Origin of the sequence: Sphaerisporangium album (assembly GCF_003323745.1) — a bacterium.
In the GTDB taxonomy this organism is placed as follows: Bacteria; Actinomycetota; Actinomycetes; order Streptosporangiales; family Streptosporangiaceae; genus Sphaerisporangium; species Sphaerisporangium album.
In genome coordinates, this window is the sequence record NZ_QOIL01000003.1 from 386,624 (window position 1) to 406,357 (window position 19,734).

General features: G+C 71.5%; 15 protein-coding genes. 4 read left to right on the forward strand and 11 right to left on the reverse strand.

The window, feature by feature from the left end:
- Nucleotides 1-41: 41 nt before the first annotated feature.
- From DQ384_RS06955 to DQ384_RS06990, 8 genes are all read right to left on the reverse strand, one after another.
- Entirely contained in the window at nucleotides 42-2,384 is a 2,343-nt protein-coding gene (locus tag DQ384_RS06955) for a VanW family protein (RefSeq protein ID WP_114027849.1), read from the reverse strand.
- A gap of 293 nt (nucleotides 2,385-2,677) precedes the next feature.
- On the reverse strand, nucleotides 2,678-4,186 hold the full coding sequence (gatB, locus tag DQ384_RS06960) for an Asp-tRNA(Asn)/Glu-tRNA(Gln) amidotransferase subunit GatB (protein ID WP_114027850.1): 1,509 nt from the start codon (nucleotides 4,184-4,186) through the stop codon (nucleotides 2,678-2,680).
- Nucleotides 4,179-4,799, reverse strand: coding sequence for a DUF4276 family protein (locus DQ384_RS06965; RefSeq protein WP_181871070.1), 621 nt, complete (start codon nucleotides 4,797-4,799; stop codon nucleotides 4,179-4,181). Before DQ384_RS06965 ends, gatB begins: the two co-directional genes overlap by 8 nt.
- A 17-nt stretch (nucleotides 4,800-4,816) precedes the next feature.
- Entirely contained in the window at nucleotides 4,817-6,166 is a 1,350-nt protein-coding gene (locus DQ384_RS06970; RefSeq protein WP_114027852.1) for an AAA family ATPase, read from the reverse strand.
- Nucleotides 6,167-6,193: 27 nt separating this feature from the next.
- Nucleotides 6,194-7,684, reverse strand: a complete 1,491-nt coding sequence (gene gatA / locus DQ384_RS06975) for an Asp-tRNA(Asn)/Glu-tRNA(Gln) amidotransferase subunit GatA (protein ID WP_114027853.1) — start codon at nucleotides 7,682-7,684, stop codon at nucleotides 6,194-6,196.
- A complete protein-coding gene (gene gatC / locus DQ384_RS06980; RefSeq protein ID WP_114027854.1) occupies nucleotides 7,681-7,980 on the reverse strand; it encodes an Asp-tRNA(Asn)/Glu-tRNA(Gln) amidotransferase subunit GatC in 300 nt (99 codons plus the stop codon). Before gatC ends, gatA begins: the two co-directional genes overlap by 4 nt.
- A gap of 148 nt (nucleotides 7,981-8,128) precedes the next feature.
- Entirely contained in the window at nucleotides 8,129-10,198 is a 2,070-nt protein-coding gene (locus DQ384_RS06985; RefSeq protein ID WP_114027855.1) for a putative bifunctional diguanylate cyclase/phosphodiesterase, read from the reverse strand.
- Between the two features lie 166 nt (nucleotides 10,199-10,364).
- Nucleotides 10,365-10,949 (reverse strand): TetR/AcrR family transcriptional regulator, encoded by a 585-nt coding sequence (locus DQ384_RS06990; protein ID WP_114027856.1) that lies wholly within the window; start codon nucleotides 10,947-10,949, stop codon nucleotides 10,365-10,367.
- A gap of 169 nt (nucleotides 10,950-11,118) precedes the next feature.
- Between DQ384_RS06990 and DQ384_RS06995 the strand changes: the two genes are divergently transcribed.
- A complete protein-coding gene (locus DQ384_RS06995; RefSeq protein WP_114027857.1) occupies nucleotides 11,119-12,072 on the forward strand; it encodes an SDR family NAD(P)-dependent oxidoreductase in 954 nt (317 codons plus the stop codon).
- Nucleotides 12,073-12,108: 36 nt separating this feature from the next.
- On the opposite strand, the gene ligA is transcribed toward DQ384_RS06995, so the two are convergent.
- The 3 genes from ligA to DQ384_RS07010 form a co-directional block, all read right to left on the reverse strand.
- Nucleotides 12,109-14,442: an NAD-dependent DNA ligase LigA gene (gene ligA / locus DQ384_RS07000; protein ID WP_114027858.1), complete on the reverse strand. Its 2,334-nt coding sequence runs from the start codon at nucleotides 14,440-14,442 to the stop codon at nucleotides 12,109-12,111.
- A gap of 243 nt (nucleotides 14,443-14,685) precedes the next feature.
- Nucleotides 14,686-15,171, reverse strand: a complete 486-nt coding sequence (locus tag DQ384_RS07005; RefSeq protein WP_114027859.1) for a hypothetical protein — start codon at nucleotides 15,169-15,171, stop codon at nucleotides 14,686-14,688.
- A gap of 142 nt (nucleotides 15,172-15,313) precedes the next feature.
- Nucleotides 15,314-16,318 (reverse strand): methionine synthase, encoded by a 1,005-nt coding sequence (locus DQ384_RS07010; RefSeq protein ID WP_114027860.1) that lies wholly within the window; start codon nucleotides 16,316-16,318, stop codon nucleotides 15,314-15,316.
- Between the two features lie 167 nt (nucleotides 16,319-16,485).
- Here DQ384_RS07010 and DQ384_RS43580 point away from each other — a divergent pair, with 167 nt between their 5' ends.
- From DQ384_RS43580 to DQ384_RS07020, 3 genes are all read left to right on the forward strand, one after another.
- Nucleotides 16,486-16,614, forward strand: coding sequence for a hypothetical protein (locus DQ384_RS43580; RefSeq protein ID WP_281274015.1), 129 nt, complete (start codon nucleotides 16,486-16,488; stop codon nucleotides 16,612-16,614).
- A gap of 253 nt (nucleotides 16,615-16,867) precedes the next feature.
- On the forward strand, nucleotides 16,868-19,099 hold the full coding sequence (locus DQ384_RS07015; RefSeq protein ID WP_245966287.1) for a peptidase domain-containing ABC transporter: 2,232 nt from the start codon (nucleotides 16,868-16,870) through the stop codon (nucleotides 19,097-19,099).
- Nucleotides 19,096-19,731, forward strand: coding sequence for an MBL fold metallo-hydrolase (locus DQ384_RS07020; RefSeq protein WP_114027862.1), 636 nt, complete (start codon nucleotides 19,096-19,098; stop codon nucleotides 19,729-19,731). The genes DQ384_RS07015 and DQ384_RS07020 overlap by 4 nt, the downstream gene beginning before the upstream one ends.
- The last annotated feature ends 3 nt before the right edge of the window (nucleotides 19,732-19,734 follow it).

Consider the following 19,734-nt stretch of genomic DNA (forward strand, 5'->3'; position numbering starts at 1 on the left):
ACAGGGAAGAACCCGCGATAGGGGCGCCGACGCCGGTGCCCTTATTTGTGGCTGCTGCCCTTCCCGTTGCTGTTGCTGTTTCCGTTTCCATGGCCGTTGCGGTTGCCGTTCTGGCTCTTGTTGCCGCTCCCGGTCGGTTTGCCGTTGCTCCGGTCGGCACTATCTAATCGTCTGTCCGAGTTTGGTACGTCATGTACCGGTTTAAGGGACTGAGTGCCGGTCGGCTTCTTGTCGGGTTTCTTGTCCGGCGGTGACGGGTTCGACGTCGGTCCCACGTCGACGTCCCCGTTCGGCTGCCGTTGCCCGCCGGTCCCGCCGTCCGGGGTCAGCACCGCGTCGTCCGCGCAGACCACCTTGCGCTGTGGTTCGTAGGTCGTCGTCTGCGCCTTATCCCGCCTGACGACCTCGCCGTCCTTGGTGAACACGCGGGTCACCGTCACCGTGAATCCGGCCCCCCCGTGCATCGGGATACAGCCCGGGTCGTCGTCGGTGACCGTGTCCGGCTGGGTGAAGGCGGTCCGCTCGGAGGTCTCGGCCTCGATCCTGTCGTAGACCTTGGTGCTCCAGAGCTCCACCGTCACCGACGTGCCGGTGGAGGCGGTGGTGATCAGGACGCCGTACTCGGTGCCGTTCTTCCACCGCAGATCCTGGTCGGGGTACTGGACCGCCGCGTCCCGCCCCGGGGGGTAGCGCATGACGTGGAAGGTGTGCGTGGTGTGCTCGACATCGTCCATGCCGGCGAGGTAGGCCGCGTTGTACATGGTCGTCGCGAACTGCGAGACGCCCCCGCCCATGGCGATGACGAGATGGTCGTCCTCGATGGCCTGGGCCGCGACGAACCCCCGGGCGACGGCCGGGGCGCCGATGGCCTCGTTGAGCGAGAACGTCTCCCCCGGCCTCACCACCCGGCCGTCCACGAGCCGGGCCGCCCGCTGGATGTTGGTCACCCGCGCGGCGCAGCACGAGAAGTAGGTGGTGAACTCGCCGACCTTCTGCTTCACGCCGAGCTTGAGCGCCTCGGCGTCGGTGAGCGGGGGCTGGGTGACGGCGAGCGACACCGGGATCGTCCGGCTTCCGCCCTGGTCGATCAGCCTGGCCAGGGCGCTCGTCAGCTCGGCGTCGTCGATCCCCTTGCCCGGCCGGGCCGGCACGAGCTTCGGCGCGCCGTTCTCGATGACGAACCCGGCCGCCCTCGGCGCCTGGGTGACTCCGACGAGCCCGGCCTCCACGCCGCCGACCGCCTTCCGCGCGTCGAACTCCGGCTCGACCATGCCGTTCTGCTGGGGCTCGAAGACCAGGTTCGCGGCGATGACCGCCGGCGAGAGGGTGGCCCGCCGCGAGCCGTTCGTCAGGGTGATCGGCCCGGACACCGCGCGGCGGGCGTCGTCGAGGAACCCGGAGAAGGCCTCCTGGCTCGCCTTCGGGCGGACGGTCACGACCGAGAGCGTGGCCGAGGCCGGGGGCCGGACGAAGGCCCGCTTGATCGCCTCCTCGGTGGCCTGCCGGTCGAGCGCGACGCCCTCGCGCGGAGGGATGACGCGCGGCCTCATTCCCTCGTAGACGATGCGCCCCTCGCGGGCCGGGCGGTCGATCGTCTGGGCGATCTTGCGTACGCGCTGGGCGAGCTTGACGTGGTTCGTGGAGATCCTGAGCGACAGCTCCCGCTCGCCGGTGAAGGCCTGCCAGACGTCGACGGGGGTCGGGAAGCCCGTCTGCGCCTCGGCGACCGTGGCCTGGGCGTCGATGGCCAGGCCGACTTCTGCCGGCTTGAACTTGTCCAGGGGACGGCCGCGCAGCAGGAGCGCGAGATCCTGCTGGTCATTGCCGTCGAAGCGCGCGTGTACGCGGTCGAGCGCCTCGGTCTCGGTGAGCCCGCCGATCTCGACGCCGGCGACGTGGGTGCCGGGCAGCACCTTGCCCCACATGAACGTCGCGGGGATCACGTAGCCGAACAAGAACAGCAGGGCGAGCCCGCCGGCGATGACGAAGAGGCGCCGCAGCCTGCTCCTCCCGGGGGGAGGCTCCGGCACCATGATGATCGAGGGCTGGCCGTCCGGGTCGTCCATGCTCCACCGCACCCGCGCGCTGCCGGTCATCGGCCACGGCTGGGCGGGAGGGGCGGGCGGGGGCAGGGTGCCCGGCTGGCCGGACGACGGGCCGGACGAGGAGGGCATGGACGACGGCGGCGGAAGGGCGAAGATCTCGGGCGACACACCCGGCGGCAGAGGCGTCACGCCCCGCGGCAGCTTCTTCTTGGGCGGGGTCGCGCCGGGCTGCCGGCCCTTGGGCGCCTGGCGGTCGGCGGGCAGGGTGACGGGCGTTTCCGGTCGCACCGCCGCGAACGGGTCCGGCGGCGGGTCGATGGACGCTCCGGCGTTCCGCACGCCCTCGTCTCCTCCCGCTCTCCGTACCGGTTCCCCCGCCTCACCCTAAACCACGGGCACTCGCAAATTCTTCTACATCAGCGGATGAATCGCGCCCCACAGGCGGGCGATTGGGGGGTGAAACACACATCCGGTCAGAACCAAACCCAACCCGCGGTTGAGACGGTGACGAGCCCCGCGAACGCGTCGCGAGGCTCGTGAACCTTCCGATCCGGGACGCCCGCTACGGCCACGCCCCCCGCACCCGGCACCGCCGGACGAGGGGGAACGTGACGGGCACCTCCCGGGTCGGTCTACTCGCTGACGCCCAGCCGCTCCAGGATCAGCTCGCGGGCGCGACCGGCGTCGGCCTTGCCCCTGCTGGCCTTCATCACGCCGCCGACCAGCGCGCCCACCGCGGCGATCTTGCCCGCGCGCACCTTGTCGGCCGCGTCGGCGTTCGCGGAGAGCACCTGGTCGATGATCGAGGTGAGCTCGCCCTCGTCGCTGACGATGCGCAGGCCCCGGGCCTCGACGACCTCGTCCGGCGAGCCCTCGCCCGCCAGCACGCCCTCCAGCACCTGCCGGGCCAGCTTGTCGTTCAGCGCGCCCGAGGCGACCAGCTCGACGACCCGGGCGATCTGCGCGGGCGTGATCGGCAGGTCGGCCAGGGCCGTGCCCGACTCGTTGGCCCGCCGGGCCAGCTCGCCCATCCACCACTTGCGCGCGTCGGCGGCGGGCACGCCGGCCGCGACCGTGGCCTCGACCAGGTCGATCGCGCCCGCGTTGTGCATCGCCGCCATGTCGAGGTCGGAGACGGCCCACTCGGCCTGCAACCGCCTGCGCCGCGCGGACGGCAGCTCGGGCAGCTCGGAGCGCAGCTCCTCGATCCACTCGGGGGCCGGCGCGATGGGCAGTAGGTCGGGCTCGGGGAAGTAGCGGTAGTCCTGCGCCTCTTCCTTCGAGCGGCCCGAGGTGGTGGCGCCGGTGTCCTCGTGGAAGTGGCGTGTCTCCTGGACGATCTTCCCGCCGTCGGCGAGGACCGCCGCCTGGCGCTCGATCTCACCGCGCACGGCGCGCTCCACGCTGCGCAGCGAGTTGACGTTCTTGGTCTCGGTGCGGGTGCCCCACTCGCTCGCGCCGCGCGGCATCAGCGAGACGTTCACGTCGCACCGCAGCGAGCCTTCCTCCATGCGGACGTCGGACACGCCGAGCGCGCGCATCAGCTCGCGCAGCTCGGTGACGTACGCGCGGGCGACCTCGGGGGCGAGCCGGTCGGTACCGGGGATCGGCTTGGTGACGATCTCGACCAGCGGGATGCCGGCCCGGTTGTAGTCGACGATCGAGTAGTCGGCGCCGTGGATGCGGCCGGTCGCGCCGCCGACGTGCGTGGACTTGCCGGTGTCCTCCTCAAGGTGGACCCGCTCGATCTCGACCCGGACGGTCGAGCCGCCCACCTCGACGTCGAGGTAGCCGTTGACGCACAGCGGCTCGTCGTACTGGCTGATCTGGTAGTTCTTCGGCATGTCCGGATAGAAGTAGTTCTTCCGGGCGAACCTGCACCATTCCGCGATCGTGCAGTTCAGCGCGAGGCCGATGCGGATGGTCGACTCGATCGCCTTGTCGTTCGCCACCGGCAGCGCACCCGGCAGCGCCAGGCAGACCGGGCACACGTGCGTGTTCGGCGGCGCCCCGAACGTCGTCCGGCACCCGCAGAACATCTTCGACGTCGTACCCAGCTCGACGTGCGTCTCCAGCCCGAGCACCGGCTCGAACCGCTCCAACGCCTCGTCGAACGGCATCGTCGCCAGCGTGTCAGCCATGCTGATAACCCAACCCTTCCAAAGCCTTGATCATGTCATTCCACCACTGCTGGAAGGCGGGCACCTTCCTCAGCACGCCTACGTCGGCGAACTCGGCCATGGAGATGTAGAAGTCGCGGACCACTCCTGGCTTGGCAGGGTTCATCCCGGCTTCTCCCTTCAACAACCCCTCCAGGACCGCCTTCGGGTCCGGGCAGCCCTCCACCGCCGCGCCCGACACCAGACCGTTCCTCAAGCGACGGACGCTCAGAGCCCGCGCCAAGGCCTCGTGGTCCGCGAGGATCCACGCCTCGGTCTCTCGCATGGGCACCACTGTCACCAGAGGCTCGGTGAAGGCGCTGTTGTCCCATGTCCGACGCATCCTGGCGATGACAGGGTCGGACTTTGTGGGCGGCGCGCCATCATGGTGGTAGAGCACCACGTCGAAGGCACCCCGTTCACCATCGAGAGCTTTGAGTACCGGCTCCGGGTGCTGGTTACCCGCCTTCACCATACTGCGAATCTCCTGGATCTCCCGGCACGCCGGAAACGACTCCAGAACCATGGCCTCCAGCGCCCGGCGTAAGAAGATCGGCAGGAACCAGTCGTCCGAGGGCCCTTCTCTCACGAGCACGCAACTCAGGCTCCGCATCAGGCCGACGCCTCCACCCCGGCGCGGAACCTGCTCAGTTCCGACTCGGTCACCCTCGCCCAGCGCTCACCCTCGACCCGTACCGGCCCCTGATCCTCCCGTAGCCTCCGGACGCGGCTGACCCGGCTGGCCGCCCCGTTCTCCAGGACGGTGGTCATGTCCAGAAAGGCGATGTTGGCGGAGGGAACCTCGTCAAGCACGATCGGCGAATGGCTGGTGAAGATCGCCTGTCGATACGGCAGAGGAACACGCAAGGCGTCGCGCTCGGGAGGTTGGCGCATGTCGGTGACCAGGCCACCGGTCAAGGCCAGCAAGTGACGGAACCGCTCGGGGAAGACGCCGTTCTCCGGCTCCTCGATGGCCACACAGCCACGATCATGGAGGGCGGCGAGAATGGCGAGCATGCGCAGGGTGCCGTCGGAGGCGAACTCGGCACCGATCTCCTGCTCGTATGGAGACGAGAACTCCAGTCGTACGTCCCGCCGGTGCCCGTCCTCGACGATCGCGAAGTCGGTGACTTCTCTTGCCAAACCGGCAAGATGCATTTTGATCTCACCGACCACGCCCAGGGGACGCTCCTTTGACCCGGTCGCCTTCGTTAGTGATCGCAAGTAGTTCGGAAGGTCACGGCCGGTCGTGTCCATGAACTGGGGGCCGCCCAACTCACTGGACAGACGGAGGGCACCTGCCTCCAGATGCAGGAAGCGCATCTGTGCCAGCTCGGTCCAGGCAACTCTGACGACTGTGTCGTCCTCCAAAACATGGATGTCGTCATCCGTCAGGTCACGCAGATACTTCCGGTCATTCAGGGCCACCCGCGCCATGTGGAGGAGGCCCATCCCGCCGCTGGGAACCTCCAGCGGACCGATGGGCAAGGAGACGACGCGCCCCCCCTGATAACTGACCAATCCATCGGCGAACCACTCGGGTGCCATCCCGCGGACGGCTGGCCATCGATCCTGCGCCGACGACAACGCGACGAGCTGATGCCCCTCCACGACGATGCCCTCAAGAGCATCTTCCGGCTCCGCCCACGCAAGATCGAGCTCATAGCGCCATCTGGTGGGCAGACCGAGTGGAGCACTTTCCAACAGGAACTCGACCGCGAAGCGCATACGGTCGACCCGGGTTCCTTCGCCGCGCCTTCGGAACAGACCACGGGCGTCGCCGCGGACCGCCGCCACAGCCGAGTCCAGCCCTTGGACGGCCGCCTTCGAGAGGAAGGACAAGGCGTCCAGCAGGTTGGACTTGCCGCTGGCGTTGGTGCCGATGAGGACGAGGAACGGCGGCACGTCCAGCGCGAAGTTCTCGAACGACTTGAAGCCGTCGATCTCGATGCGTGTGATCATGACGCCGTTCCTCCCTCCGCCGGATCGTTACAGCGAGGGCGCCCTGGACAGCAGGGACCCGCCCCAGCGGTCCTCGAGTGCCTTCTCGATGGCGGCGCCCACGCGGTAGCAGCGGTCGTCGCCGAGGACCGGGGCCATGATCTGCAGGCCCACCGGCAGGCCGTCCTCGTCGGCGAGGCCGCAGGGCACCGAGATGGCCGCGTTGCCCGCGAGGTTGGCCGGGATCGTGCACAGGTCGGCGAGGTACATCGCCATCGGGTCGTCGGCGCGCTCGCCGATCGGGAAGGCGGTGGTCGGGGTGGTCGGCGAGACCAGCACGTCGACCTGGTGGAAGGCCGCCTCGAAGTCGCGCGCGATCAGCGTGCGGACCTTCTGCGCCGAGCCGTAGTACGCGTCGTAGTAGCCGCTGGACAGGGCGTACGTGCCGAGCATGATGCGCCGCTTGACCTCGGGGCCGAAGCCCTGGGCGCGGGTCAGCGCCATGACCTCCTCGGCGCTGCGGGTGCCGTCGTCGCCGGCGCGCAGGCCGTACCGCATGCCGTCGAACCTGGCCAGGTTGGACGAGCACTCGGACGGGGCGATCAGGTAGTACGCGGGCAGCGCGTAGGTGAAGGTCGGGCAGGAGACCTCGACGACCTTGGCGCCCAGCGACTCCAGCAGCTCGACGGCCTCGCGGAAGCGGGCCAGCACGCCGGGCTGGTAGCCCTCGCCGCCGAACTCCTTGACCACGCCGACCCGCAGGCCGGCGACGTCGCCGCGGCGGGCGGCCTCGACGACCGGCGGCACCTCGGAGTGGATGGACGTGGTGTCCATCACGTCGTGGCCGGAGAACGCCTCGTGCAGCAGCGCGGCGTCCAGGACGTTGCGGGCGAACGGGCCCGGGGTGTCCAGCGAGGACGCGAAGGCGATCACCCCGTAGCGGGACGAACCGCCGTAGGTCGGCTTCATGCCGACGATGCCGGTGACGGCCGCCGGCTGACGGATCGAGCCGCCCGTGTCGGTGCCGGTGGACAGCGGCGCCTGGTAGGAGGCCACCGCGGCGCTCGAACCGCCCGACGAGCCACCGGGGATGCGGGCCAGGTCCCACGGGTTGTGCGTCGGGCCGTAGGCGGAGTTCTCGGTGGAGGAGCCCATCGCGAACTCGTCCAGGTTGGTCTTGCCGAGGATCACCAGGCCGGCCTCGCGCAGGCGCGCGGTCACCGTCGCGTCGTACGGCGGGCGATAGCCTTCGAGGATCTTGGAACCCGCCGTGGTCGGCATGTCCTTGGTCGTGAAGACGTCCTTGTGGGCGATCGGCACGCCCGCGAGCGGGCCGAGCTCCTCGCCGGCGGCGCGGCGGGCGTCCACCGCGCGGGCCTGCTCCAGCGCCGACTCGGCCGCGACGTGCAGGAACGCGTTGACCCGCCCGTCGACCTCGGCGATGCGATCCAGGTGGGCCTGGGCGACCTCGACCGCCGAGACCTCGCCGGAGGCCATCAGCGCGCCGAGCTCGGCGGCGGTCCTGCGGGTGAGACTCATGCCTCCTCCCCAAGGATGCGCGGGACGCGGAAGCGATCGTCCTCAACGGCCGGGGCGGCCGCCAGCGCCTGCTGCGGGGTCAGGCTCGGCCGCGTCTCGTCGGGACGGTAGACGTTGGTGAGCGGCAGCGCGTGCGAGGACGGCGGGACGTCGTCGGTGGCGACCTCGGCCACGCGCGCGACCGCGCCGATGATGGCGTCGAGCTGCGTCGCGTAGTGATCGAGCTCGGCGTCGGCCAGCGCCAGCCGGGACAGCCGGGCGAGGTGAGCGACCTCGTCGCGGGTTATGGCGGACATGAGTCGTTAACCCGTTTCATGGATGGCAATCGGACAGTGTCATCATCCTAGGGCGCGTGACCGAACGTGGCCGAACCATTAAGGTTCGTTCGCCCTCCCCAGGGACGCGCGACCGGCCCGGGCCGTTGGCGGCCCTCAGAACCCGAGGTTAGCGGGCCGTGAACTCGGCCGGGTCGTAGCGGTCGAACGACGGGGCCGCGCCCACGCGCGCCCGCAGCCAGTCGGTCATGTCGTCGGCGGGCATCGGCTCGGCGAACCTCCAGCCCTGGGCGGCGTCGCAGCCCATGTCCCGCAGGATACGCGCCACCTCCTCCGTCTCCACGCCCTCGGCCACCGACCGCAGCCCGAGCGAGCGCACCAGGTCGACGATCGAGCGGACGATGCGCTCGTCGTCCACCGACTTGCCGAGCTGCTGCACGAACGAGGCGTCGATCTTCACCTCGGACACCTGGAGGCGCTGAAGGCGGACCAGCGAGGAGTAGCCTGTGCCGAAGTCGTCCAGGGACAGTGGGATCCCGAGCTGGACCAGCGCGTGCACCGAGTCGGACGTGTAGGCCTGGTCGGTCATCAGGATGCGCTCGGTGACCTCCAGTTGGATCGCCCTCGGCGGCAGCCCGAGGCGGTGGAGCCCGGCCTCCAGCATGTCCGGCAGCGCCGAGTCGAGCAGGTCGCGGGCCGAGACGTTGATCGAGATCGGCACCTCAAGCCCGGAATGCCACCATTCGGCCGCCTGCTCCAGCGCCGCGTCGATCACGTGCGCGGTGATCTGGTGCATCAGGTAGGACTGCTCGGCCAGCGGGATGAAATCGGCCGGCGAGACCGGGCCGCGCTCCGGGTGCCACCACCGCAGCAGGGCCTCGGCCCCCTCGACCATGCCCGAGGAAAGGTTCAGCTTCGGCTGGTAGTGCAGCCGGAGATCGCTGCCGCCGATGGCCCGGCGCAGGTCGCCGAGGAGGTTCAGCCGCTCGGGCGAGTTGCGGTCCCGCTCGGCCACGTACACCTCGACGCCGGTGCGGCCCTCCTTGGCGAAGTACATCGCGACGTCCGACCGCTGGAGGAGCAGCTCGAAGTCCGGGGCGTGGTCGGGGTACAGCGCGATGCCGACCGACGCGTCCATGTCGAACGTCATCCCTTCCAGCCGCACGGGCTGGGTGAGGGCGGCCCGCAGCCGCGCCGCCACCTCGCGCGCGGCGGCCGCGTCGCGCACCGTCGGCAGGAGCACGGCGAACTCGTCGCCGCCGAGCCGCGCCACCACGTCGCCGGGCCGCACGCTGTGGGTGAGGCGGTGGGCGACGATCTGCAGCAGCCGGTCGCCCACGGGGTGGCCGAGCGTGTCGTTGACCTCCTTGAACCGGTCGAGGTCCAGCAGGAGCAGGCCCACCCGGGCGTCGCCGCGGGACTCCGACAGCGCCTCCTCCGTCCGCAGGATCAGCAGCTTGCGGTTGGGAAGGGACGTCAGGCCGTCGTGCATGGCCTGGTGGTCCCGGCGCACCGACATGGAGGCGGTGAAGTACATGGTGGCAAGCGGGGCGACGAACAGGGGGACCAGCGCGGGCGAGCGGCTCATCACGACCACGACCAGCGGCGCGAGGCCGAGCAGCGCGGCGTAGACGACGCTCTGGTGGCCGATCGTCGTCCGCAGCACGCGCGACAGCGACCGGCGCTCGTGCAGCGCGACGGCCCCGCACACGAGCAGGCCCCGCATGACGAAATAGGCCAGCGCCGCCAGCGCGACGGCCGTCATGTCGGTGCCCTCCGGCACCCAGGGGTAGGCCGGGCGCGGATGGTGCCCGAAAACGCCCAGGACGACCGCGGCGGCCGTCGAGGCCAGCGTGACCTGCGCGACGTTGAACGCCACGCGGTGCCAGGCCCTGCGGTGGGACAGCCCGCTGACGACCAGCGCCAGCCCGTGGATCAGCACGGCCACCGACAGCCCGTAGTAGAGCAGGATCGCGAAGGTGAACAGCGTCGAGGTGGCGGTCCCGCCCACCAGGCGCGAGGTGGAGACCACGATCGGCCGGAGCTCTCCGAGCACGACCAGCACCACCAGCACCCAGAAGAGCGAGGTGCGCCCCAGCCCGGACAGCTCCCCGAGGCCGAGCCGGACTTCGGCGACGACCAGCGCCGCGAATCCGGTGGTCATGGCCCCTGCCAGGTACATCCAGAGCGGGGAGAAGGGCCGCGGTGCGGTGTCGCGCGTGTCGGATGGGTCCGTCATAGGCAAGTAAACCCCCAAGAGGTCACTATGGGAGGGTACGGCCTCTGGGCCACTTCGCGAAACCGCTTGCGCACGTTCCGTCACCAGATATTTCCGCCGCCCCCTTTCCCGCCCTCCAACACCCCCCAAATACGCTCAAACTCCCGGGAGCTCGGGCGGTCTCGGGTCAGTCGCCGTGGGGGGCGTTACGGCGGAGGCCGTCCATCAGGAGGTCCAGCATGCGGTTCGCCTGGTCGCGCCGGGCGGCGTCGCCGGCCGCGAGGCAGACGCCGTTCAGGCTGGCGAGCACGTCCTCGGGCAGGACGTCGGCGCGTACGGTGCCCGCGGCGGCGCCCGCCTCCAGCAGCGCCGTCACCGCGGCGACCAGGCGGACGCGGCTCTCGGAGAACGGGTCGCCGCCGGAGGCGATCACGGCGCGCAGCGCCTCGGCCATGCCCCGCTTGGTGGTCATGTAGTCGAAGAAGTGATCCATCCAGGCGCGCGCGGCCTGGTCGGGGGGCAGGGACTCCAGCAGCCCGGGGACGGCGTCGCTGAGCCGGGCGAGCTCGTTGCGGTACGCCGCCTCGACCAGCGCCTCGCGCGTCGGGAAGTGGCGGTACAGCGTGCCGATGCCGACGCCCGCTTTCTTCGCGATCGCGTCGAGCGTCACGTCCGGCCCGTCCTGCGAGAACGCGCGCACGGCCACCTCCAGGAGCCGGTCGCGGTTGCGCCGGGCGTCGGCGCGCAGGGGTCGGGCGCCGGTGGGCTGCACGGTGTTCCTCCCGGGTCTTGCGTGAGGCAATCGTAGACGCCGGACGGCCGGGCACGGCGACTTGCTAAGCGGAGAACACTCCGATTAGAGTCGAGGCGTAATGGAGGTTCCTCCGTTTACATGGTATCGGGATCTCCTGCACTCATCGAGAGCGAAGACGGGACAGATCATGGCCGCGACCGCACGAATCACCACACCGTTCGACGCCGAGTCCACCGCCGCCGAGGTCGTGGAGGGCATCGACCTCACCGGCCGCCGCGTCATCGTCACCGGCGGCGCGTCCGGCATCGGGGTCGAGACGGCCCGCGCGCTCGCCGGGGCGGGCGCCGAGGTCACCCTGGCCGTACGGGACACCGCCGCCGGCGAGCGCACCGCCGAGGACATCGTCGCGACCACCGGCAACAAGCGGGTGCTCGTCGCGCGCCTCGACCTCGCCGACCAGGCGTCCGTCGCGGCGTTCACGTCCGGATGGGAGGGCCCGCTGCACATCCTCGTCAACAACGCCGGCGTGATGGCCTCGCCCGAGACCCGCACGCCCGAGGGCTGGGAACTGCAGTTCGCCACCAACCACATCGGCCACTTCGCGCTGGCCACCGGCCTGCACCGGGCGCTCGCGGCGGCCGGCGGCGCCCGCGTCGTCTCGGTCAGCTCCAGCGCGCACCTGCGCTCGCCGGTCGTCTTCGAGGACATCCACTTCCGCGAGCGCGCCTACGAGCCGTGGAGCGCGTACGGGCAGTCCAAGACGGCGAACGTCCTGTTCGCGGTCGAGGGCACCAAGCGGTGGGCGGACGACGGCATCACCGTCAACGCGCTGATGCCCGGCGGCATCCGCACCCGCCTGCAGCGTTACGTCTCCGAGGAGGAACTGGAGCGCCTGCGCGCCGCCGTCGCCGCGAGCGGGGAACAGATGTCCTGGAAGACCCCCGAGCAGGGCGCCGCCACGTCCGTGCTGGTGGCGACGTCGCCGCTGCTGGAGGGCATCGGCGGCCGTTACTTCGAGGACTGCACGGAGGCCGAGCTCAGCGAGCCGGGCCTCAGCCGCCACGGCGTCGCGGCGTACGCCCTGGACCCCGAGGCCGCGGCCCGCCTCTGGCAGGTCACGACGGAGACCCTCGCCGCCTGACCGCCACCCGGCCGCCGGGGTTTCTCCGGTGTGACCTCAGGCTGTCGCGGGGGCCTCGGTTCCGGCGGGCCGCTCGTCCCCGGGCCGATCACCGGCGGCCTGCTCGGCGGAACCCTGCTCAGAGCCCTGCTCGGCGGCCTGCTCGGCGGAGCCCTGCTCGGCGCCCGGCTGACCGGAGTCCCCGGCGGCCTCGGGTTCGGGGGCGTTCACCGGGACCACGGCGTCGGGGCCGTGGTCAAGCAGGGTGCGGAAGCCCTGCTCGTCCAGGATCGGGACGTTGAGCTTGAGGGCCTTGTCGTACTTGGAGCCCGCGTTCTCCCCCGCGACCAGGAAGTCGGTCTTCTTGGAGACGGACCCGGTCACCTTGCCGCCCCGGCCCTGGATCGCCTCCCCCGCCTCGTCGCGGGTGAAGCCCTCCAGGGTGCCGGTGACCACGAGGGTCAGGCCCGCCAGGACCTGGGGGCCCATCCCGGTCGGGGGCTCGTCCTCCATGCGGACGCCCGCCGCGCGCCACCGCTCGACGATCTCGCGGTGCCAGTCCTCGGCGTACCACTCGCGGATGGACGCGGCGATCGTCGGGCCGACGCCCTCGACGACGGCCAGTTCCTCCTCCGAGGCGCCGAAGATGCGGTCGAGGGACAGGAACGCGGTGGCCAGCGCCTGCGCCGCGGTGGGGCCGACGTGGCGGATCGACAGCGCGACGAGCACGCGCCACAGCGGCTGCGACTTCTTCTCTTCGAGCTGCGCCATCATGTGCTCGGCGTTCTTGCTGGGCTCGCCGTTCATGTTGGCGAAGAACGAGACGACCTTCGGCTCGCCCGTCTCCGGGTCGGTCTTCGGCAGGCCGGTGTCCGGGTCGCGGACCACGGACCTGATCGGCAGCAACCGCTCGATGGTCAGGTCGAACAGGTCGGCCTCGGTGCGTACGGGGGGCTCCTCCGGCGGCAGCGGGGCCGTCAGCGCGGTCGCGGCGACGTAGCCGAGGCCCTCGATGTCGAAGGCCCCGCGCCCGGCCGCGAAGTAGATGCGCTCGCGCAGCTGCGCGGGGCACGAGCGGGCGTTGGGGCAGCGGATGTCGACGTCCGCCTCCTTCATCCGCCTCAGCTCCGTGCCGCACTCGGGGCACTTCGTGGGCATGACGAACTCGCGCTCGCTCCCGTCGCGCAGCGCGGTCACCGGCCCGACGATCTCGGGGATGACGTCACCCGCCTTGCGCAGCACCACGGTGTCGCCGATCAGGACGCCCTTGCGCGCGACCTCCGAGGCGTTGTGCAGGGTGGCCCGCTCGACCGTGGACCCGGCGACGACGACGGGCTTCATCACGCCGTACGGGGTCACGCGGCCCGTGCGGCCGACGCCGACGTGGATGTCGATCAGCTTGGTGTTGACCTCCTCCGGCGGGTACTTGAAGGCGATGGCCCACCGGGGGGCGCGCGAGGTCGAGCCGAGCTGCCGCTGGAGCTCGATGCGGTCGAGCTTGACGACGACGCCGTCGATCTCGTACTCGGTGTCGTGGCGGTGCTGCCGGTAGTTCTCGACGAACTCGCCGATCTCCGTCAGGCTGCCGACGACCTGGAACAGGTCGCTGACGGGCAGCCCGAACGCGCGCAGCCGCTCGTAGATGCCGGACTGGGTGGCGGGCGGCGGGGTGCCGCCCTCCCAGGGCCCGACCCCGTGGCAGATCATCTTCAGGTCGCGCTGGGCGGTGACGCGCGGGTCCTTCTGGCGAAGCGACCCGGCGGCCGAGTTGCGGGGGTTGGCGAACGGCGGCTTGCCCGCCGCGACGAGCTGCTCGTTCAGCTTCACGAAGCCCTCGACGGTCAGGTAGATCTCGCCGCGCACCTCCAGCACGTCGGGGACGTCGTCGCCCTCCAGCCTGTGGGGGATGTTGGCGATCGTGCGCACGTTGGCGGTGACGTCGTCGCCGACGCGCCCGTCGCCGCGCGTGGCGGCCCTGACCAGCCTGCCCTTCTCGTAGACCAGGGCGATGGCCAGGCCGTCGATCTTCAGCTCGCACAGGTAGGGCGCGGGGTCGCGTTCGAGCAGCCGCTCGGCCCTGGCCTGCCAGGCGGCGAGATCGGCGTCGTTGAACGCGTTGTCGAGGCTTTCCAGCCGTCTGAGGTGCCGGACGGGGGTGAAGTCGGTGGAGATGGGGGCGCCGACCTTCTGCGTCGGCGAGTCGGGCGTCTGGAGGCTGGGGTGCGCCTCCTCCAGCGCGCGCAGCTCCCGCATCCACGTGTCGTACTCCGCGTCGCTCACGGTGGGCGCGTCGAGCACGTAGTACCGCCAGTTGGCCTCCTCGGCCAGCTCGGCCAGCTCGGCGTGGCGCTCCAGTGCGGCCACCGGGACGCCTTCCACCTCGGCAGTCATGCCGTCTCCCCTCGTTCATCGACCCAAGGAGAACGCTACGGGCAGAGGCGCGTGGTCACGCCCCCGCATCGGCGGTCTACCTGGGGAATCGTTACCCCCACCATGCCATTCAGCACCGACATTTCCGCATGAAAGGGACCGGCACGGCAACAGGCGATCCAGGGTTCAGGGGACCCTGGACCGCCTCGACAGCGTCATGGCCGGTAAACCCCGACTAATCGAACATTTACCTATATTTCGGGGTCAGCCGCCCTGGGACCAGACGCCTTCCCACTGCGAGCACTTGCCGGCGATCCTGGTGGAGGTGCCCCGGCAGACCTTGGCCGAAGAGGTCAGCATGTGGCCGGCGTTCACCCGGAACGCGCGCGTCCGCGACTGCGAGCAGTTCTTGAACGTGGCCGTGTGCCACTTGCCCCGGTCCGACAGCCACTTGATCTTCAGCCAGGAGCACGTGCGGGCGCCGCCCGCGTCGTACAGGTCGCCGGTGATCCGCAGCCCCGAGCCGGTCGTCCGGATCTTGCCGCCCGCCCATCCCTTGAAGTCAGTGGACGCGGTCGGGCCCCACGACCAGGTCTCGACGGCCGCCGTCCCGGCCGGGACGGCGGACCCCGAGGACCCTGTGGACCCTGTGGACGCCGTGGACGCGGCCGAGGCGGCGGCAGCGGGCAGGGCGAGCCCGAGGGTGGCGGCGGCGGTGAGCCCGAGCAGTACGCGAAGACCGCTACGCATGACTTCTCTCCCGATGTGGTGCGTCGTCCTACACACCAAGAGATAGCCCCCAGCGCTTGCGACCGACTTTGCACCTACTTGCACGGTTCGGGGCAAGGGGGCCCCGAACCCGCCGAGCGGAGCGACGCCGCAAACGCCGCACCTACTCCTCTCCGGGGTCCTCGCGCAGCACGCGGGCGGCCTCGCGGCACTTGGCGAGCGCGTTCCTCGCGTACGCGGGCGAAGCCCCCGCCAGCCCGCACGACGGCGTGAGCACCACCTGCTCGGCCAGCCGCGACGGCGCGAAGCTCAGCCTGTTCCACAGATCGACGGCGGGCCTGGCGACCACGCCGATGTCGTCAAGCCGGGCGTCCGTGCCCGGGACGACACCGAGGAAGAGCGCGGTCCCCCGCTCGATCGCCTCGCCGATCGCGTCCTCGTCGCGGCGCCGCAACAGGCCCGCGTCCAGCGCGATGCCGCCGACGCCGGCCTCGCGCAGCACGCCGAAGGGCACGCCGGGCGCGCAGCAGTGCACGAGCGTGAACACGCCGGGCGGCTGGACGGCCCGGAGCCGTTCGGCGGAGACCGTGGCCTCGACGGCGGCGAGCCGTCCGAAGCCGGACGCCGTCGGCACGGTGCCCGTGAGCACGCCGGGCAGGCCGGGCTCGTCGAGCTGCACCAGCACCTGGGCGCCGGGCACGCGGGCCCGCACGGCGGCCACGTGGACGGCCAGGCCCTCGGCCAGCGAGTCGGTCAGGTCGCGCACCGCGCCCGGGTCGGCGAGCGTGCGGTCGCCGTAACGCAGCTCGATCGTGCCGGCGAGAGTCCACGGCCCGCACACCTGGATCTTGAGCGGCCCCTCGTACCCCTGAGCGACCTCCTCCAGCGCGTCGAGGTCGCGGGCGAGGTGCTCGCGGGCGCGGCGCACGTCGCGGCCCGGACGGTCGGTGAAGCGCCAGCCGGACGGCTGCACCTCCACCGGCAGCTCCACGAGCAGTGACGCGGTCCTCCCGACCATGTCGGCGCCGACGCCCCTTTCGGGCAGCTCCGGCAGGTACGGCAGAGCGGGCACCTCGCCGAACACCACCCGCAGCGTCTCCATATGGTCGGTGCCGGGGTGGGAGCCCACCCCGGTCGCGCTCGCCGTGCTCCACGGAAACTCGCTCACAGGCCGCAAGCTTAGGGACTTTCCCGGACCCGCCGCGCGCCGGGCGACGCGCGCGGGACAACGGCCCGTGCAGCGTCCTCCAAGCCGATCCCAAGATGGGCCGCCTATTCATGGTGTCGCCGGAAATTTTCGGCACGTACCAATGGCAAGGGAAAGGAGGGGTGATCGTGGACAAGCAGGAGACGACGCCCGGGCAGGTGCTCGGCGACGAGGAACTCGAGGGGCTCAGCGGCGGCCAGGTGGCGGTCCAGGGCGGCCTTTACATCGACCCGCCCGGCATCTGCGTGGGCTTCTGACACAAGGCGCAGGCGTGTCCTTCCGGGCACGAGCCGACCACGTGTCCATTCGGGCACGAGTCAGACGCGTGTCCTCCAGACACGACACGGCCACCGGGTCCTGATGCGGTGGCCGCCGATCCGTTCACGGCGAGATCAAGGGTCCGGGGCGGGCGTCGCCGCCCCGGACCCCCTGCGGCCCGCACGACCCGCCGGAACCCGCACGACTCGGGCCCCGAGCCCACGGCTTCGGCGGCGCGGCGAGAGGAGACACGTGACCCGCCACCTGCCCACCGGCCGCCGGAGGCACCGCCTCCGCGTGGTCCGGCAGAACACGATGACCGACTGCGGGGCCGCCTGCCTGACGATGCTGCTCGGGCACCACGGACTGCGCACGACGCTCCGGGAGGTCTCCGCCCGGCTCGGCGTCTCCCGGGACGGGACGACCGCTCGCGCCCTGGTGACCGCCGCGCGGGGGTACGGCCTGGCGCCGGTCGCCCTCAGGATCACCCCCGACCGCCTGGGCGAGGCCGGGCTGCCCGCCATCGCCCACTGGGAGTCCGGCCATTTCGTGGTCGTCGAGCGGCACGGGCGAGGCGGGGTGGACGTCGTCGACCCGGCGCGCGGCCGTCTCCGGCTGTCGCACGCGGAGTTCGCGGCGGCCTTCACCGGCGTCGCCATCACCGCGGCCCGAGGGCCGGGCTTTCGTCCCGGGCGGATCGTCGTCCCAGTAAGCCCGTGGCGGCGGCGGATGCCGCTGGAGGTGCTGCGCCGCTCGCGCGGGCTGGTCGCGCTGATCGTCCTCGCCTCGCTGCTGCTCCAGGCGGCCGGCCTGGTGCTCCCGCTCGGGTCCGGGCTGATCGTGGACGAGGTGCTGCCGTCCGGCTCGGCGGATCTGCTGCCCCTGGTGGGCGCGGGGATCGCCGTGGCCGTGGGCACGCAGCTCGTGCTCGGCCTCGCGCGCGTGCGCCTGCTGGCGGTGCTCCAGGCGCGGGCCGACCGCGATCTCACCACCGAGACGGTGCGCCACCTGCTCGCGCTGCCGTACCGCTTCTTCGCCCAGCGTGGCACCGGCGACCTGGTGGCGCGCACCGAGGGCGTCACCGCGATCCGGGAGCTGGCGACGGGCCAGGTGCTGCCCGCGCTGCTGGACGGTCCGCTCGCCGTCGTCTACATCAGCCTGGTGATGGCCGGGGACCGGGTGCTGGGCACGTGCCTGCTGGCCGTGGTGGCCGCGCACGCCCTGTTACTGTTCGGCACCCGCCGACGTACGGGCGAGCTGACACAGCGGCGGCTCGCCGCCGAGGCGGAGGCGCAGGGGCGGCTGATCGAGGCGATCCGGGGCATCGAGTCGCTGAAGGCGATGAGCGCCGAGGCACGGGTGGCGGACCGCTGGTCGGCGCTGTTCGCCGTCCAGCTGGACGCGACCGTCCGGGGCACGCGGGCCGTCGGCGGGGTGGTCGCCGTGCAGAACGCGATCCACGTGCTGACGCCCATGGCGCTGCTGTGGGCGGGGGCCTGGCGGGTGCTCGGCCACGGGATGACTCTGGGCACCCTGCTCGCGTTGAACGCCGTCGCGCTGGCCGCTGTGACGCCGCTGAACTCGCTGATGAGCGCCGTGCAACGGATGCAGGTGGCCGGGGCGGCCGTCCGGAGGCTGGCCGACATCCTGGACACCGACCCCGAACCCGGCAGCATCCCCAGCACCGCACCTGGCAGCCCCACGAGCACCGCGGCCCGCGTACGTCCGGCCGGGAGCCGCACGGGCGGGGCCGTCGAGCTGCGCGGGGTGGGCTTCCGGTACGACCCGCGCGGCCCCTGGACCCTGCGCGAGATCTCCTTCGCGGCCGAGCCCGGCCAGAAGATCGCGCTCGTCGGGCGTTCCGGCTCCGGCAAGAGCACGCTGGCGCGCATCCTGCTCGGCCTGTACCCGCCGGTGGAGGGCGAGGTCCGGTACGACGGCGCGCCCGTGCCCGCCGATCGGATGCCCGCGCTGCGCCGCCGGTTCGGCGTCGTCACCCAGGACCCGGCGCTGTTCACCGGCACGATCAGGGAGAACATCGCCCTCGGCGACCCTGCCGCGCCGCTCGCGCGGGTGACGGCCGCCGCCCGGCTGGCCTGCGTCCACGAGGAGATCGCCCGTATGCCGCTCGGCTACTACACACCACTGTCGGAGGGCCACGGCCTGTCCGGAGGCCAGCGCCAGCGGCTCGCCCTGGCCCGCGCCCTGCTGGCCGGGCCGCGCGTGCTCGTCCTGGACGAGGCGACCAGCCACCTGGACACCGCCACCGAGGCCGCGATCGAGGCCCGCCTGTCGGGGCTGCTCCAGACGCGGATCGTCATCGCGCACCGGCTGAGCACGGTCAGGGACGCCGACGTGATCCTCGTCCTGCGCGACGGCCGGATCGCCGAGCGCGGCGACCATGACCGGCTCGTGGCGCTCGGCGGCGAGTACGCGACGCTCGTGGGACGGCAGAATGCCGCGGGGGCCATGATGGGGAGATGAAGCTCACCAAACACGGCCACGCGTGCGTGCGCCTGGAGAAGGACGGCGCCACCCTGGTCATCGACCCGGGCGGCCTCACCGAGGAGTCCGCCCTCGAAGGGGCCGACGCCATCCTCATCACACATGAGCATTTCGACCACCTGGAGGTCAAGCGCCTCGGCGGGCTCGCCTCCGGGGTGCGGATCTGGACCTGCGCGGCGGTCGCGGCCCAGCTGGAGGGCCTGAGCGCGAAGGTCAACATCGTCGGCGAGGGCGACTCCTTCACCGCGGCCGGCTTCGAGGTCGGGGTGGCGGGCCGGGAGCACGCCAAGGTCTGGCCCGAGATGCCGCCGGTGCAGAACATCGGGTTCCTGATCGACGGCGAGGTCTTCCACCCCGGCGACTCGTTCACCGTGCCCGGAGCCCCGGTGGGCACCCTGCTCACCCCGACGGGCGGGCCGTGGATGAAGGCCGCCGAGATGCTCGACTACCTGAAGGCGGTGAACCCCCGGCGGGCCTTCTCGATCCACGACGGCCTCTACAACGACGTGGGTCTCGGGCTGGTGGACGGGCTGCTCGACCTCAGCGCCAAGCAGCAGGGCGGCGACTTCCGCCGCCTCAAGCCCGGTGAGAGCTACGTCATCGAGGGCTGACCG